This window comes from Streptosporangium sp. NPDC000509 (assembly GCF_042898365.1).
GTDB lineage: Bacteria > Actinomycetota > Actinomycetes > Streptosporangiales > Streptosporangiaceae > Streptosporangium.
The window spans coordinates 75,808-87,917 of sequence record NZ_JBIAYX010000027.1 but is presented as its reverse complement, the minus strand read 5'-3'; the positions used below and the strand labels follow the sequence as shown (position 1 = coordinate 87,917).

At 70.4% G+C, this 12,110-nt stretch carries 11 protein-coding genes; 2 read left to right on the top strand and 9 right to left on the bottom strand.

Going from position 1 to position 12,110, the window contains the following annotated elements:
* Window positions 1-252 precede the first annotated feature (252 nt).
* Window positions 253-1,059, top strand: a complete 807-nt coding sequence (locus ACFY3D_RS36060) for a UTRA domain-containing protein (RefSeq protein WP_389988386.1) — start codon at window positions 253-255, stop codon at window positions 1,057-1,059.
* Window positions 1,060-1,337: 278 nt separating this feature from the next.
* The gene (locus ACFY3D_RS36055; protein WP_389988383.1) at window positions 1,338-2,597 is read left to right on the top strand and encodes an MFS transporter; all 1,260 of its coding nucleotides are present in this window, start codon (window positions 1,338-1,340) and stop codon (window positions 2,595-2,597) included.
* A 158-nt stretch (window positions 2,598-2,755) separates the two neighbouring features.
* Here the strand turns inward: ACFY3D_RS36055 and ACFY3D_RS36050 are convergent, their stop codons facing one another.
* The 9 genes from ACFY3D_RS36050 to ACFY3D_RS36010 all read right to left on the bottom strand — a co-directional run bounded on the left by ACFY3D_RS36050 (window position 2,756) and on the right by ACFY3D_RS36010 (window position 11,691).
* Window positions 2,756-3,715: an endonuclease/exonuclease/phosphatase family protein gene (locus ACFY3D_RS36050; RefSeq protein ID WP_389988380.1), complete on the bottom strand. Its 960-nt coding sequence runs from the start codon at window positions 3,713-3,715 to the stop codon at window positions 2,756-2,758.
* A gap of 103 nt (window positions 3,716-3,818) precedes the next feature.
* On the bottom strand, window positions 3,819-4,877 hold the full coding sequence (locus ACFY3D_RS36045) for an LLM class flavin-dependent oxidoreductase (RefSeq protein ID WP_389988377.1): 1,059 nt from the start codon (window positions 4,875-4,877) through the stop codon (window positions 3,819-3,821).
* 243 nt (window positions 4,878-5,120) lie between these two features.
* Window positions 5,121-5,897 (bottom strand): MBL fold metallo-hydrolase, encoded by a 777-nt coding sequence (locus tag ACFY3D_RS36040; protein WP_389988374.1) that lies wholly within the window; start codon window positions 5,895-5,897, stop codon window positions 5,121-5,123.
* A gap of 258 nt (window positions 5,898-6,155) precedes the next feature.
* Complete coding sequence (locus tag ACFY3D_RS36035) at window positions 6,156-6,704, bottom strand: hypothetical protein (protein ID WP_389988371.1); 549 nt, start codon at window positions 6,702-6,704, stop codon at window positions 6,156-6,158.
* Window positions 6,701-7,168 carry a hypothetical protein gene (locus ACFY3D_RS36030; RefSeq protein ID WP_389988368.1) on the bottom strand — a complete coding sequence of 156 codons (468 nt, stop codon included), beginning with the start codon at window positions 7,166-7,168 and terminating at the stop codon, window positions 6,701-6,703. Before ACFY3D_RS36030 ends, ACFY3D_RS36035 begins: the two co-directional genes overlap by 4 nt.
* A gap of 38 nt (window positions 7,169-7,206) precedes the next feature.
* The gene (locus ACFY3D_RS36025) at window positions 7,207-7,989 is read right to left on the bottom strand and encodes a hypothetical protein (protein ID WP_389988365.1); all 783 of its coding nucleotides are present in this window, start codon (window positions 7,987-7,989) and stop codon (window positions 7,207-7,209) included.
* A 25-nt stretch (window positions 7,990-8,014) separates the two neighbouring features.
* On the bottom strand, window positions 8,015-8,515 hold the full coding sequence (locus ACFY3D_RS36020; protein WP_389988362.1) for a hypothetical protein: 501 nt from the start codon (window positions 8,513-8,515) through the stop codon (window positions 8,015-8,017).
* Window positions 8,516-8,563: 48 nt separating this feature from the next.
* The gene (locus ACFY3D_RS36015) at window positions 8,564-10,105 is read right to left on the bottom strand and encodes a hypothetical protein (RefSeq protein ID WP_389988359.1); all 1,542 of its coding nucleotides are present in this window, start codon (window positions 10,103-10,105) and stop codon (window positions 8,564-8,566) included.
* On the bottom strand, window positions 10,102-11,691 hold the full coding sequence (locus tag ACFY3D_RS36010; protein ID WP_389988356.1) for a pyridoxal phosphate-dependent decarboxylase family protein: 1,590 nt from the start codon (window positions 11,689-11,691) through the stop codon (window positions 10,102-10,104). The genes ACFY3D_RS36015 and ACFY3D_RS36010 overlap by 4 nt, the downstream gene beginning before the upstream one ends.
* Between the last annotated feature and the right edge of the window lie 419 nt (window positions 11,692-12,110).

Here is a 12,110-nt window from a genome sequence, read left to right as displayed (position 1 = left end):
TGCCCCGTCGGATCACCGCCACCCGCGTGACGCGGGCGACCATCCAGTTTCCGCACCCGGCAGCGGCGTCGGCAACTGATTTGACGGTCGGCATGGTGTAACCACCGGGCCAGAATGCCCATTGACCGCGAACCCCCTCCTCGGAGTGAACGGGCGGGTCCGACAGCCTTTTCGGTGCGCGAGGCAGCGTCACCGCGCCAAAATAGGGGGCTAAAATTCCCGGTGGTCTCGAGCGCGAGGAGGCGGCCCCCGATGGACCTGAAGACGCTGCACGACGTTTCCGGGCTGAGCGACCCCATCGAGCGCGCGCGGGTTCTGAGCCGCCTCATGGCCGAAGAGCAGGGACTCATCGCGGAGGCGGCGAAGATGCGCCGTCAGGCGATCGCCGAGGCCCGTGACTCCGGGATGAGCCTGGAGGAGATAGCGGCGCGCCTGGGCGTGTCCCCCGGCCGCATCTCCCAGATGAGGAAGGGGCCGGCGGCGCGGGTCCCCGAGGAGCCCACGGTCCGTGAGCCGAAGGTCGTGGTGCGGCGGGCGCTGCCCACCGACCCCGCCGATCGAGGCTCGGCGTCCCTGTTCCTCGCCGAGGCGGAAAGGCAGGGCGTCACGCCCGACCGCAGAATGCTCTACGTGGGACCGGAACCGGCCGGTGAACACGTGGCCGCGCGCCTGCGCGTCGAACCCGGTGCCGAGGTGATCGCCCGCAGGAAGATGATGACGGCCGACGGGATCCCGGTGCGCGTCGCCACCAGCTACTTCCGGACGGACCTGTTCGGGGGCACCCGCCTCGCCGAGCCGGGGTTCGTGAAGCCGTCACTGCAGGCGGCACTGATCGCCCTCGGCCACACCTTCGGCCGCGCCGAGGAGAGCCTGACGGCCCGCCCGCCGACCTCCTTCGAGTACGAGACCCTGGAGCTCGAACCGGGGGAGTGGGTCGTCCACATCCTTCGCACCGGCTACTCCGACGAGGACGTCCCCGTCCACGTCCTGGAGACCGTCTGCGCCGCGAGCAGGCACGTCTTCCCGATCGGCCAGGTCTCCGGGCACGACGAGTTCTGACCGGCCCCGCCGGGTTTCCCGCACACACCCGCGCACCCGAAAGGCGGAGGCGAGACGGACCCGCCCGCCGTGCTCGCGACGCCGCCTCCACGACCGAGTGACGCTTCGTCCTGAAGAGGAAAAAAAGGGGAGGCCACAGCGGGCTGGGCGACTGTATGGTCTGTGACATGACCTGGCGACATTGATCCTGAACGATCGGTCGGTCCGGCGCGAGCTGCCGTGGACCTCCGGAGATGCCGAGCATCCCGAAGTCCGCCAGCCCTCGCGAGAAGGACCTCATGACCACTTCTTCTTTTCTCCGTGCGCCCGAAGGACGTGCGAAGCGCCTCGCCGCGACGCTCTACGTCTACGCCTTCCTTGATGAGTTCGTCCTGTTCTACCCGTTCTACGCGTTGCTGTTCGTCGACACGGGTCTGTCGACCGCCGAGATCTCCTCGCTCCTGGCGATCTGGTCGGTCACCTCCGTCGTGCTGGAGGTCCCCTCGGGGGTGTGGGCCGACGCCGTCTCGCGGCGCGCGCTGCTCGCCCTGGCACCGTTGCTCGCCGCGGCCGGTTTCCTCCTGTGGGTCGCGGCCCCCTCCTACTGGGTGTTCGCCGCGGGCTTCGTGCTGTGGGGCGCCTCGGGAGCGCTGCAGTCGGGCGCGCTGGAGGCTCTGGTCTACACCGAACTCGACCGTCTGGGCGCGACCGGCCGTTACGCCGCGGTCATCGGCCGTGCCCGCGCGATCGGCACGGGCGCCGTCATGCTGTCCATGGCCGTGGCCGCCCCGGTGTTCGCCGTCGGCGGCTACCCGCTGGTCGCCGCGGGCAGTGTCCTGGCGTGCGTACTCGCCGCGGTGGCCGCGCTCGCCTTTCCCGAGCGTCGCGTACGCCCCGGGGAGGAACGCGAGGAGGCCGGCGGGGAGGAGACACCGGCCGGTGGCTACGCCGCGATCCTGCGCGAGGGGCTGCGGGCGGCGCGCGCCGACCGGCCGACGCGCCGGGCGCTGCTGCTGGTACCGGCGGTGACGGCCCTGTGGGGTTCGCTGGAGGAGTACACCCCGCTGCTCGCGGTCGGCACCGGCGTCACCACGCACGTCGTGCCGCTCCTGGTGCTTCTGGTCTCCGTGGGTGTCGCGGCCGGTGGCGTGCTCGCGGCGGCCGGACGGAGCTTCACCGACCGGGAGTTCGCCGCGCTTCTCGCGTTCGGGGCGCTCGCGCTCGGCGCGGGCGCGTTCAGCGGCGTCGCGGTGGGGTTCGTCGCCCTCGCGGTGGCCTTTTGCGTCTTCCAGATGGCGACCGTGCTGGCCGACGTGCGGCTTCAGGAGAGCATCACGGGCCCGGCACGCGCCACCGTGACCTCGCTGGCCGGGCTGGGTACGGAACTGGGCGCCGTCCTCGCCTACGGCGCGTACGCCGCGGCCTCGGCGCTCGTCGGCCATGCCGCGATCTTCACCGCCGCCGCGGTGCCGTACGCCGTCCTCGCCCTGCTCCTGTTCCTCGGCGGGTCTCGTTCGAGGAGGGCCGCGACCACCCGGTCCCCGCTCGGCGGTCCATGAGGATCGCCGCTCCTGGCGGATCGGCCGGGAGCGGCGTCCATGGGGCGGGCCGCTCCTGCAGGACCGGCGATCCTCGCCGGAGAGGATCGCCGGTCCGCGCCGGTGCCGCTCGGTGCGGACGGACCCGTCGGACCCCGGCCTGGCGAGTCGGGCAAAGGTCAGCGCTTGGTGAAGCGGGGCAGGCCCAGTTCGGCGAAGACCGGACGATGATCGGTGTTCGGGAGGTGGTGGACGCCGAAGGTCCTGATCGCCATGCGTGAGTCGGCGAGCACGTGGTCGATCGTCACACCGGGGACGTTCCAGCCCTGCCGCGGCCAGGTGGGCGTCAGGCCGTGCCCGGTGACGTCGGCCACGTCGCGGTAACCGCTGTCGAGCAGATCGCGTACCGGCCGGTGGTCGAGGGTGGCGTTGAAGTCTCCGGCGAGCACCCGCAGCTCGCCGCCCGCCCTGGGCAGCGCCCGCAGTCCCTGCTCCCAGCACGGCACCCTGCCGCCGTACCGGGGCGCGCAGGGGTGGACCGAGACGACCTCGATCTCGTGGCCGCTCGGGTGTTTGATCACCCCTCGCGCCTGCCGGAACCCGCCCAGCGCGAGCAGCGGTCTCTCGGTGATGGGGTGCCTGGAGTAGATGCCCGAGCCCCCCACCCCGTCGACCGCGCGGTCCACGACGTGGGGCATGCGACGGCGCAGCCCGGCCGCCTCCAGACGGTCGCGCGCGGCCGGGGTGACCTCCTGGAGGGCGAGTACGTCGGGGCCGAGGGAGCCCACCAGCCTCATCAGGGCCTCGGTGTCGCCCGCGCCGACGGCGAGGTTCGCGGCGAGCACCCGGAGCCGACCTCCGTCGGCTGCGGGCTGGTCGTCGTCGCCGAAGTGGCGGGGGAGCACGATCGTCGCCAGCGTCGCGCTCGTGACCAGCGCGAGGACCGCGGCCGCCCAGCGGCGCAGGCCCAGGGCGAGGAGCAGCGGGATCACCGAGGCCGCCGCCACGTACGGCGTGAACGCCACCAGGGCGACCCACTGCCAGACCGGGGTCCAGCCGCCGGCCCTGAGTAACGCCCAGGCCGCGAAGGGCAGCACCGCCGGCCAGACCAGCAGGCTCACCCATCTCGATCTGATCATGCCCGGAGCGTAACGGTCCTCTGTGCAGTTTCGGTGGAGATTGAGGTCTTTACCGGCGCATATACCCGAAATCCGGAGATGCGCATGCTCCGCGGCAGTCCGATCAGGAGCCGCCGGTGAGGTCGTACGCCTGCGCGATGAGCTCGTAGGAGCGGATCCGGGCGGCGGAGTCGTGGACCATCGTGGTGATCATCAACTCGTCGGCCTCGGTGCGCTTGCGAAGATCCTCCAGCCCCTGCCGTACTCCGGCGGCGTCCCCCAGCACCAGCTTGGACAGATAGTCGTCGAGGAAGTCGCGCTCCATCGGGCTGTACGGGTGGTTCTCCGCCTCCTCGGGCGTGGGGATCGGCTGCGGGGCGCCGCGCCGCAGCCGCAGCATGGACAGCCCGCCGGAGCGGGCCAGGCGCAGTGCCTGCTCGGGGGCGTCGGCGGCGACCGCGGAGACGCCGATCATCGCGTACGGCCGGTCGAGGACGGCGGAGGGTTCGAAGGACGACCGGTACAGGTCCAGGGCGGGGATGGTGTTCTCGCCGCTGAAGTGGTGCGCGAACGCGAACGGCAGGCCGAGCCTCCCGGCGAGCCGCGCGCTGAAGCCGCTGGAACCGAGCAGCCAGATCGGCGGGCGGCCCGACTCGGGGGAGCGGGGCACCGCGACGACCCGCTCCAGGGGGTGGCCGTGCGGGAACGCGCCGTCCAGGAAGGCCGTCAGCTCGGCCAGCTGCTCGGGGAAGTCGTCGGCGTCCAGACCGTGCCGCCCGCGCAGGGCCCTCGCCGTGGCGGGGTCGGTGCCGGGGGCCCGGCCGAGCCCGAGGTCGATGCGGCCCGGGTGCAGCGCGTGCAGGGTGCCGAACTGCTCGGCGACGACGAGCGGGGCGTGGTTGGGCAGCATGACGCCACCGGACCCCAGCCGGATGCTCCTGGTCGCGGCGGCGAGATGGGCGATCAACACGGCGGGCGAGGAACTGGCCACGGACGGCATGCCGTGGTGCTCGGCCACCCAGATCCGGTGATAGCCCCACTCCTCCGCACGCCTGGCCAGCTCGGTGCTCGCTCGCAGGGTCTCGGTGGGTGTCACGCCGGAACCGACGGTCGCCAGCTCCAGGATCGACAGGGGCACCTCGGAAGAGCCGCGGGCCGTCCCGCGGATGTCGTCATCAGCCATGTAGGCGGCAACCGGGCGAGGCAGAGGTTTATTTCTGCCGGTCATCCGGCATCGCCGCCGGGTTCCGCCGGTCGGCTCGTCGTGGCGTCGCCATTGGGCGAGCTGTCCGGCTCCGCGGGTGGTTCGTCGTGGCCTGCCGTTGGGTGAGCTGTCGGGGCCCGCGGGTCGGTTCGTCGTGGCGTCGCCGTTGGGCGAGCCGCCGGGCACTGCCGACCGGTTCGTCTCATCGCACCGCGGGATCGCCTACCGCACTCGGGATGATCGTCCCTCGGGCAGGCCCAGCGGGACCGATCGTCCGGGGGCGGGGGAGACGAGCAGGTGGCCGAGACCGGCCTCGGAGAAGGCGGCGAAGACGTCCGCCCGGTTCTCGGTGAAGTGGGTCCAGCCCTCGACGTGGAGCGGCACGACCTGCCGGGCTTCCAGCAGGCGCGCGGCGGTCACCATCTCGGTGGCGTTCAGGGTGAGCCGGTCGTCGATCATGGGCGTGCGAACGGCGCCGCCGAACAGCAGGGCGACGTCGACGGCGGGAAACCGTCCGGCGATGAGCTCCACGCACTCCAGCGAGGCGTTGTCCCCGCTGACGTAGACGGTGGGCAGCCCGTCGCCGGTGAGCACGAAGCCGGTGACCTGACCGACGAAGGGCTCGCATCCCGGCGGGCCGTGCAGGGCGGGAACGGCGGTGACGCGGAGGCGGCCGACCTCGTGGTGCTGCCAGGGGCGCAGCGGGGTGACCCCGGTGCGCTCGGCGGCCTCGGGCGTGCTCAGGGTCAGCGGCGCCGCGGACATCACCTGACGGCCCAGTCTGTCCAGGTTGTCGGGATGCTGGTCGTGACTGAGCAGCACCAGGTCCACCCGGCCGACGTCGGCGGGGGAGAGAGCCGGGCCGACGGTCTTGGTGAGCGTGAGCGGCCCGACGGGGTGGTCACCCGGCGGATCGAAGGTCGGATCGGTGAGAATGCGCAGCCCGCCGAGCTCCAGCAGGGCCGTGGGGCCGCCGATCACGGTGATGGTGGTCGTCATGGCGGCTCCGTTCGTCGCGCGGCCGGGCATCGTCTTGATCACAGCCTCGATCACGCGGGCCGAACGGGACACGGGACACGGGCCGATCTCCGATCGAGCGTATCTCCCCGGGGACGGCCTTCCCAGTAGGAAAGGCCGCGAGGATCTCGCGTGTCCCGCACCCGCCGGTCATGGCCGCCGTCCGGCGACCATGACCTCCCACCTGCGCTCGCCGGTGCTCTCACGGGCTCACGTCGCGCTCGCGACCCCGCGGGACGGTCAGACGGGCAGGACCCGCAGGGCGGGGTAGCGAGGCGAGTTCAGGTACAGCTTGTCGGTGCCGTGCTCCTTCTCCAGCTCCAGGACGAACCGGTAGCGGTAGAGGCCCGGCCGGGCTTCGCTCATCACCGCCCCGGCCCAGTAGTAGTAGACGGCGGTGTACTGGTCGCGCATCCGGTCGGGGGCGCCGTAGACTTTGAGCTCGGTCATGATCCGGCGTTCGGCGACGTCGTCCTCGTCACCCTTCTCGATGTCGAGGAAGACCAAGTTGTTGATCTTCGGCATCGGCGGCCAGGTGCCGTTCGCGCGGCGGTGCATGTCGATGGGGCGGATGATCCAGTTGACCACCTGCCCCTGCTTGCAGATGGTCTCCAGGTGGTCGGTGCCCTGCCCGACCCCGCCGACGCTGTTGTCCATCATGTAGAGGCAGCCGTCCAGGGACTTCGTCGCGGCGGCCCTCTCCATGTCGACGAGGGTCACCACGTTCAGCTGGACGGAGTTGAGCTGGCCACGATCGGTGAAGTCGGTGGCCGCGTACGCCTGGCTCATCGGCCCTCCTTTTCCTCGGTGACGGGACCGGCCAGGGCCGGTCGGGCGGTGGCGGTGAACGGCGTGCTGACGGTGCCGAGCAGGAACGAGAGCCGGTACGGGACCGGTTCGGTGAGGTCCTGCTTCACCTCGGCGGTCCAGAACACGATGTCGGTGCCGGGATACACCTTCTGCGTGGGTTCGGCGACCCGCGGGTCGATCTCGATGCCGGCGAGGGAGACGTAGGTCTCGCACTCCAGCGGGATCACGTTCCACAGCAGGGTGTCGCCCTTGCGTACCCGGCTGTGCAGCGCGGGGGTGCCGAAACCGGTGGATCCCGCGGTCTTGTTGGTGTCGTAGATGTAGAGGTTGTCGTCGAGGTTCTCCGACGCCAGCGCGGCCACGGGGTCGACCACCGCGGTGATCGTCACGGGCCGGGTGGGCTTGGCGGTCCGGCTTTCCGGCTGCTTGTTCCTCGGGGGCATGTGGTTCCTCCGCTCGAAGGTGTTCCGACTCGGACGGGTCAGCCGGCGGCGGGGACGGGCGGCAGGGGGAGCACGCCCAGTCCGGCACCGGTGAACCCGTTGCGCTTCGGATCGTTGATGATCTTGAGGCTGGACTCGCAGGTCAGGTCCACGGACTCCCAGACCATCTCGCCGCCCCGCTCGACCAGCTCGTGCAGCTGGATGTGCATCGTGTACGGATAGACCCCGGGCCGGCTCGTGTCCACGGTCGCGGCCCAGTACCAGCCGTCGTAGATCATGTCGGGGGACCCGTACTGGGCCGGATACATGATCTTCTCGCTCACGGCCTGGCCGGTGATGTCGGTGATCACCGGGGCCGGGTAGTTGTAGGCGCCGGAGCCGCTGGTGGTCTTGCCGGTGACGTCCAGCAGCTTGGCGTCGGTGAGACCGCGCCCGCCACCGCGCTTTTCCGCGTGCTTGCCGACCCGCCGCTGCAGCCGCTTGAGATCGCCCTCGCTCACGCCACCCTCGGCGTTGAGCGAGGCGAGCTCGTTCAGCGTGCGCTGGTCATCGGCGCGTTCCTGTTCGGCGAGGTAGTTGCGCGGCACCGTCGGCGGGATCGAACCCAGCGCCGCGGGCAACCAGTTGAGCACCTGCTCGGTCGCCTGCGACCCGTCGAGGAAATGGGTGCCGGGCACGATCGTCACCAGCCGCTCGGTGCCCACCCCGGTCGAGCCGAACAGCTTCATGTTGTCGAACCAGTACGTGTTGCCGTCGAGCGACCGCGTCTTGAGCGCGTTCTCGACGTCGAAGAGCACGATGATCCCGTGTTGCTGGGCCATGAGACCGCCTTTCGCGAAACGTGGCTCACACGCGCAGCAGCGCGGGCGAGTCGATGGACAACACGCTGTTGGGTCCTTCGTGGAGCCTGACGGAGAGCCGGTAGCGGTACGGGACACCGGGTGTCATGTCGTAGGGCACGACGCCCTCCCACACGAGCAGGTCGTGGTTCTCGTATCCGTTGGAGCCCATGGCGTCGACCGCCGCCCCGGACACGACACCGGGTGCCGGAACGGCGGAGTGGCCCACCGGGTGCGGTGACGCGGCCTGGCCGGCCGCGGGCGCGGCCGGGGCACCGGACAGGAACTCGATGGCCTGGATCTCGACCGGCGTCTGCACGTCCACGTGGATGGGCGTCCACTGGACGATCTGCCCCGGGGCGACCACCGTGACGAGGTCGGGGGTCCCCTTGTGCCTGCTTCCCGCCGCGCTGTCGTCGATGAGCGAGATATTGCCGTTGTGCAGCGTCCGGTCGGACAACGCCCCGACGGCGTCGACCATCACGACGATGCTGATCCTGTCTTGCATCGATCCTCCCTTGTCGGATGTCATTGGGGTCTGCGGGTCGCCACGTGCTCAGCCCCGGTCCCTGACCAGCGGCGTCTTGCCGACGGTGGTCCGCTCGATCTGTGGTGAGGAGCGGGGCACGAACACCAGCCGGAACCCGTATCCGGTCTGCTCGATCGCCGCCGCGGTCGCCTCCCGGTCGTTGAAGAGCGACAGGGAGCTCGGCAGAGCCTGGGTGAACAGCTGCCGCGTCCCGCTCGGGCCGAGGGCGTGCTCGACGGCGGCGGCCGTCCCCTCGGCGTCGTCCACCGCGACCAGCAGGGTGAGGGTCCGGTCCTCGCGGTGGTTGTGGAACTGGACCTCGTGCGCGACCAGGTCCAGGTCGACACCGGTCGTCGAGCGCAGCCGCGCGCGCAGGGCCGCGTACGCGAGCGTCGCCGAGTACTGGCTGTCGTTGAGGTGCAGCACGTCGGCGGTGCGCCCGGCGAACTCGAACCGCTCGGTGCGCAGCCCAGGTCCGTCCAGGGCGGGGCGGCGGATCATCCGGTCGCCGAGCTTGAGTCGGAGCAGCGGCGTCTCGTCGGAGTGCAGCCGGGTGACGACCAGCTCACCCTCCTCGCCCTCGGCGACGGCACGACCCTGCTCGTCCACGATCTCCACCAGGTGCAGTCCCGGCACGGCGGAGAGCGCCGGCGAGGCGTGGTCGAGCTGGAGCCCGACGCACTCGGCCTGGGTCGCGGCGAAGTAGCTGAGGATCGACACGTTGGGGAAGAACGCCTGCAACTCGTCGCGCTTGCGCTGGGGCAGGGAGCCGCTGCCGTACATCGCGACCCGGAAGCTCGCCCTGGCCTGCGGGGACAGACCCGCGCCCAGCTCGGGCAGGAGCGCGATGCCCGCGGTGATGCCCATCAGCGCCTTGTGGCCAGGGTAGGAGAACATGTGCTCCAGCACCGGCGCGCTCACCGGACCCGCACCGATGTAGTTGACCTCGGGGACGTGGGACAGGACGCCGCCGACCATGGTCCCGCTGCTCCACATCTGGTAGTCGGCCAGCGTGGTGAACAGCCAGCGCGGCGCGGGACCGCGCAGATAGCGGCCGAGCTGGTAGGCGCCCATGAACGCCCCGGAGATGCGGTAGGTGTCGCGCAGCTCCCGCAGGGAGTACACGATCTCCAGGGGCATGCCGTCACCGGTGCCGCCGCTGGCCACCACCTCGAACCCGCCGCGGTCGAGCGGCACGACCATCCCGGCCCGCGCGCCCATGAACATGTCGCGCTGCACGGTCTTGTCCGAGAGGGGGATCCGCTCCCACTCGGACATGTCGGCGGGGGCGTCGCGGATCCCGAAGTAGTGCAGCCGCTCGCGCCACAGCGGGTTGAGCAGGGCGATGCCGACGAGCTGCTGAAGCCGGCGGAACACCAGCGCGTTCTGCAGGTCGAGCGGGGACTCGCAGTACGGGGCTCCGGTGAGCCGCCCGCACTCCTCCAGCTTCCCCGCGAACGACGGCAGCCGGATGACGTCGTCCACCGAGCGGGGCCGCAGCTCCTCCTCGGGGATCAGTCGTGCCGCCAGCTCCGCCGAGGTGGCGAGGTCCACATCCGTCATGGTCATGAATGGCTCCTGTTCCGCTGGTCGTCGCGGGTCGTGGCGCTCGCACGCAGCACCCGTTGCCCGATGTCCCTGATCTCGTCGATGAGCATGGTCAGGTGGCCCGCGTCGATCAGGTGGTTCATCACCACCACGCGCAGCGCCGCCACCTTGTCGATGTCGACCTTGGAGATGAAGAAGCGCCCGCCGCCCCGGATCCGGTTGCGGATCTCCAGTTGCAGCCGATGCGCGATCGCCGGTTCCAGGTCGTCCGGCAGGTATCGGAAGCACAGGATGTTGGACTCCGGCTCGTGCGCCACGGCGAAGTCCGGTTCGGCGGCGAGCATCCGGTGCGCCTGCCGGGTCACCTCGCACAGCCGGTCGATCCGCTGTGCGAACAGCGCCGGGCCGTAGACCGACCAGACCGTCCAGAGCGGCATGATCATCGGGCGTTTCGTGCACTCGAGGTTCTTGTCCGCGCTGTCGTAGGCGCTGTAGACGTCGGGCTCCTCGTCGAAGACGTAGCTGGCCCGCTGCCGGAACGCGCCGCGCGCCGCCGCGCCGTCGCGGTAGAAGAGCAGCGTGCACGGCGACGGCATGAACAGCATCTTGTGGGCGTCCCAGGTCAGGGAGTCGGCCTGCTCGATGCCGCGCAGCCGGTGCCTGTGCCGGTCCGACAGCAACAGGCTCGCCCCGTGTGCCCCGTCCACGTGGAGCCAGAGCCTGTGACGACGCGCCACGGCGGCGAGCTCCTCCAGCGGGTCGAAGGCGCCCACCGAGGTGGTCCCGGCCGAGGCCACCAGGCAGAACGGCCGCAGACCGCGCCGGTAGGCCTCGTCCAGCGCCGGACCGGCCAGCTCCGGGCGGATCCGCCCGGCCTGATCGACGGGGAGACGGATGATCTGTCCTTCTCCGATGCCGAGAACTCCTGCCGCCCGGGTCACGCTGTAGTGGGCCTCCTCACTGACCGCGATGGCCGGGGGACCGGGCAGGGCGCCCGCGCCGCGGGTCCAGATCTGCGGGAAGGCGCGGTTGCGGGCGGCGAGCAGCGCGGTCAGGTTGGCGAGGGAACCCCCCGAGGTCGTCACCATGGCGAACCGGTCACGGTCCCAGCCGATGAACCCGTTGAGCTCCTCGGCCATGAGCCGCTCGGCGACGCTGGGGAGCTGCCCGGCCTCGTAGAAGGAGGAGGGCTGGTTGACCACCGAGCCGACCAGGTCGATGAGGCTGGCCAGCGGCACCACGCCGGAGAACTGCCGTCCCATGTAGCCGGGTGAGTAGACGGGGATGCCGGTCCCCGTGTACAGGTCGACGATCTGGTTCACCCGCTCGGCGTCGAAGTCGGCGATGCGCCGCCGTTCCCGGGTCATCAGCTCGCGCGCGGCCTTCAGCAGCACCGCGGGATCGAGGAGGTCGAGTCCCCGGACCGACCGGTCGCCCAGATACGTCGTCAGACGGCCGACGATGTCCATGGCGCCGTCGTGGAAACGCTCGGGGTCGAAGGCCGCGGTGAGGCCCGGTGTGGCTGAACGAGAACCTTCACCGGTCGCCGGCTCGGGAGCCGTCGGCTCGGGAAAGGAACTCTGGACATCGGAAAGCGAACTCGTCATGGAGGGGCCTCCAAATGACTCGAGGTCGAGAACTCCCAAATGTTCGTGCCTGAATGGGAGCTCGGAGACGGTGAATCGAACTCCCGGCGATCACGTGAGAGTTCTCGCGGATAAACGCGTGGTCTTCGGTGATGCGTCGATCGAGAAAGAGGTCCTCGACGTCGGGGGACGCTAGGCGGCATTCGTGCCGTCACCGGCCGTTCCCGGTGTATGGAACGGTCCAATATCGGGGGGTGTCGATGAGTGATGGTGGAAGATGTTACGAGAATGCCTCGTCACCCTTGATCAAGTGGTTGAGGTCGGTCTGGCGATCAGGGGCTGGAGGAGGGTCGTCGTGGACGAGTCACGGCTAATTCGCCCTGAATTTCAATCGCCGTATATGTTGGCACGCCCTTCATGTAAGTGACCTAATCATTGTT

Bases quoted from the DNA above. Each gene is read 5' to 3' on its own strand.
- ACFY3D_RS36060 (WP_389988386.1), top strand. From the start codon at position 253: ATGGACCTGAAGACGCTGCACGACGTTTCCGGGCTGAGCGACCCCATC.
- ACFY3D_RS36055 (WP_389988383.1), top strand. From the start codon at position 1,338: ATGACCACTTCTTCTTTTCTCCGTGCGCCCGAAGGACGTGCGAAGCGC.
- ACFY3D_RS36050 (WP_389988380.1), bottom strand. From the start codon at position 3,715: ATGATCAGATCGAGATGGGTGAGCCTGCTGGTCTGGCCGGCGGTGCTG.
- ACFY3D_RS36045 (WP_389988377.1), bottom strand. From the start codon at position 4,877: ATGGCTGATGACGACATCCGCGGGACGGCCCGCGGCTCTTCCGAGGTG.
- ACFY3D_RS36040 (WP_389988374.1), bottom strand. From the start codon at position 5,897: ATGACGACCACCATCACCGTGATCGGCGGCCCCACGGCCCTGCTGGAG.
- ACFY3D_RS36035 (WP_389988371.1), bottom strand. From the start codon at position 6,704: ATGAGCCAGGCGTACGCGGCCACCGACTTCACCGATCGTGGCCAGCTC.
- ACFY3D_RS36030 (WP_389988368.1), bottom strand. From the start codon at position 7,168: ATGCCCCCGAGGAACAAGCAGCCGGAAAGCCGGACCGCCAAGCCCACC.
- ACFY3D_RS36025 (WP_389988365.1), bottom strand. From the start codon at position 7,989: ATGGCCCAGCAACACGGGATCATCGTGCTCTTCGACGTCGAGAACGCG.
- ACFY3D_RS36020 (WP_389988362.1), bottom strand. From the start codon at position 8,515: ATGCAAGACAGGATCAGCATCGTCGTGATGGTCGACGCCGTCGGGGCG.
- ACFY3D_RS36015 (WP_389988359.1), bottom strand. From the start codon at position 10,105: ATGACCATGACGGATGTGGACCTCGCCACCTCGGCGGAGCTGGCGGCA.
- ACFY3D_RS36010 (WP_389988356.1), bottom strand. From the start codon at position 11,691: ATGACGAGTTCGCTTTCCGATGTCCAGAGTTCCTTTCCCGAGCCGACG.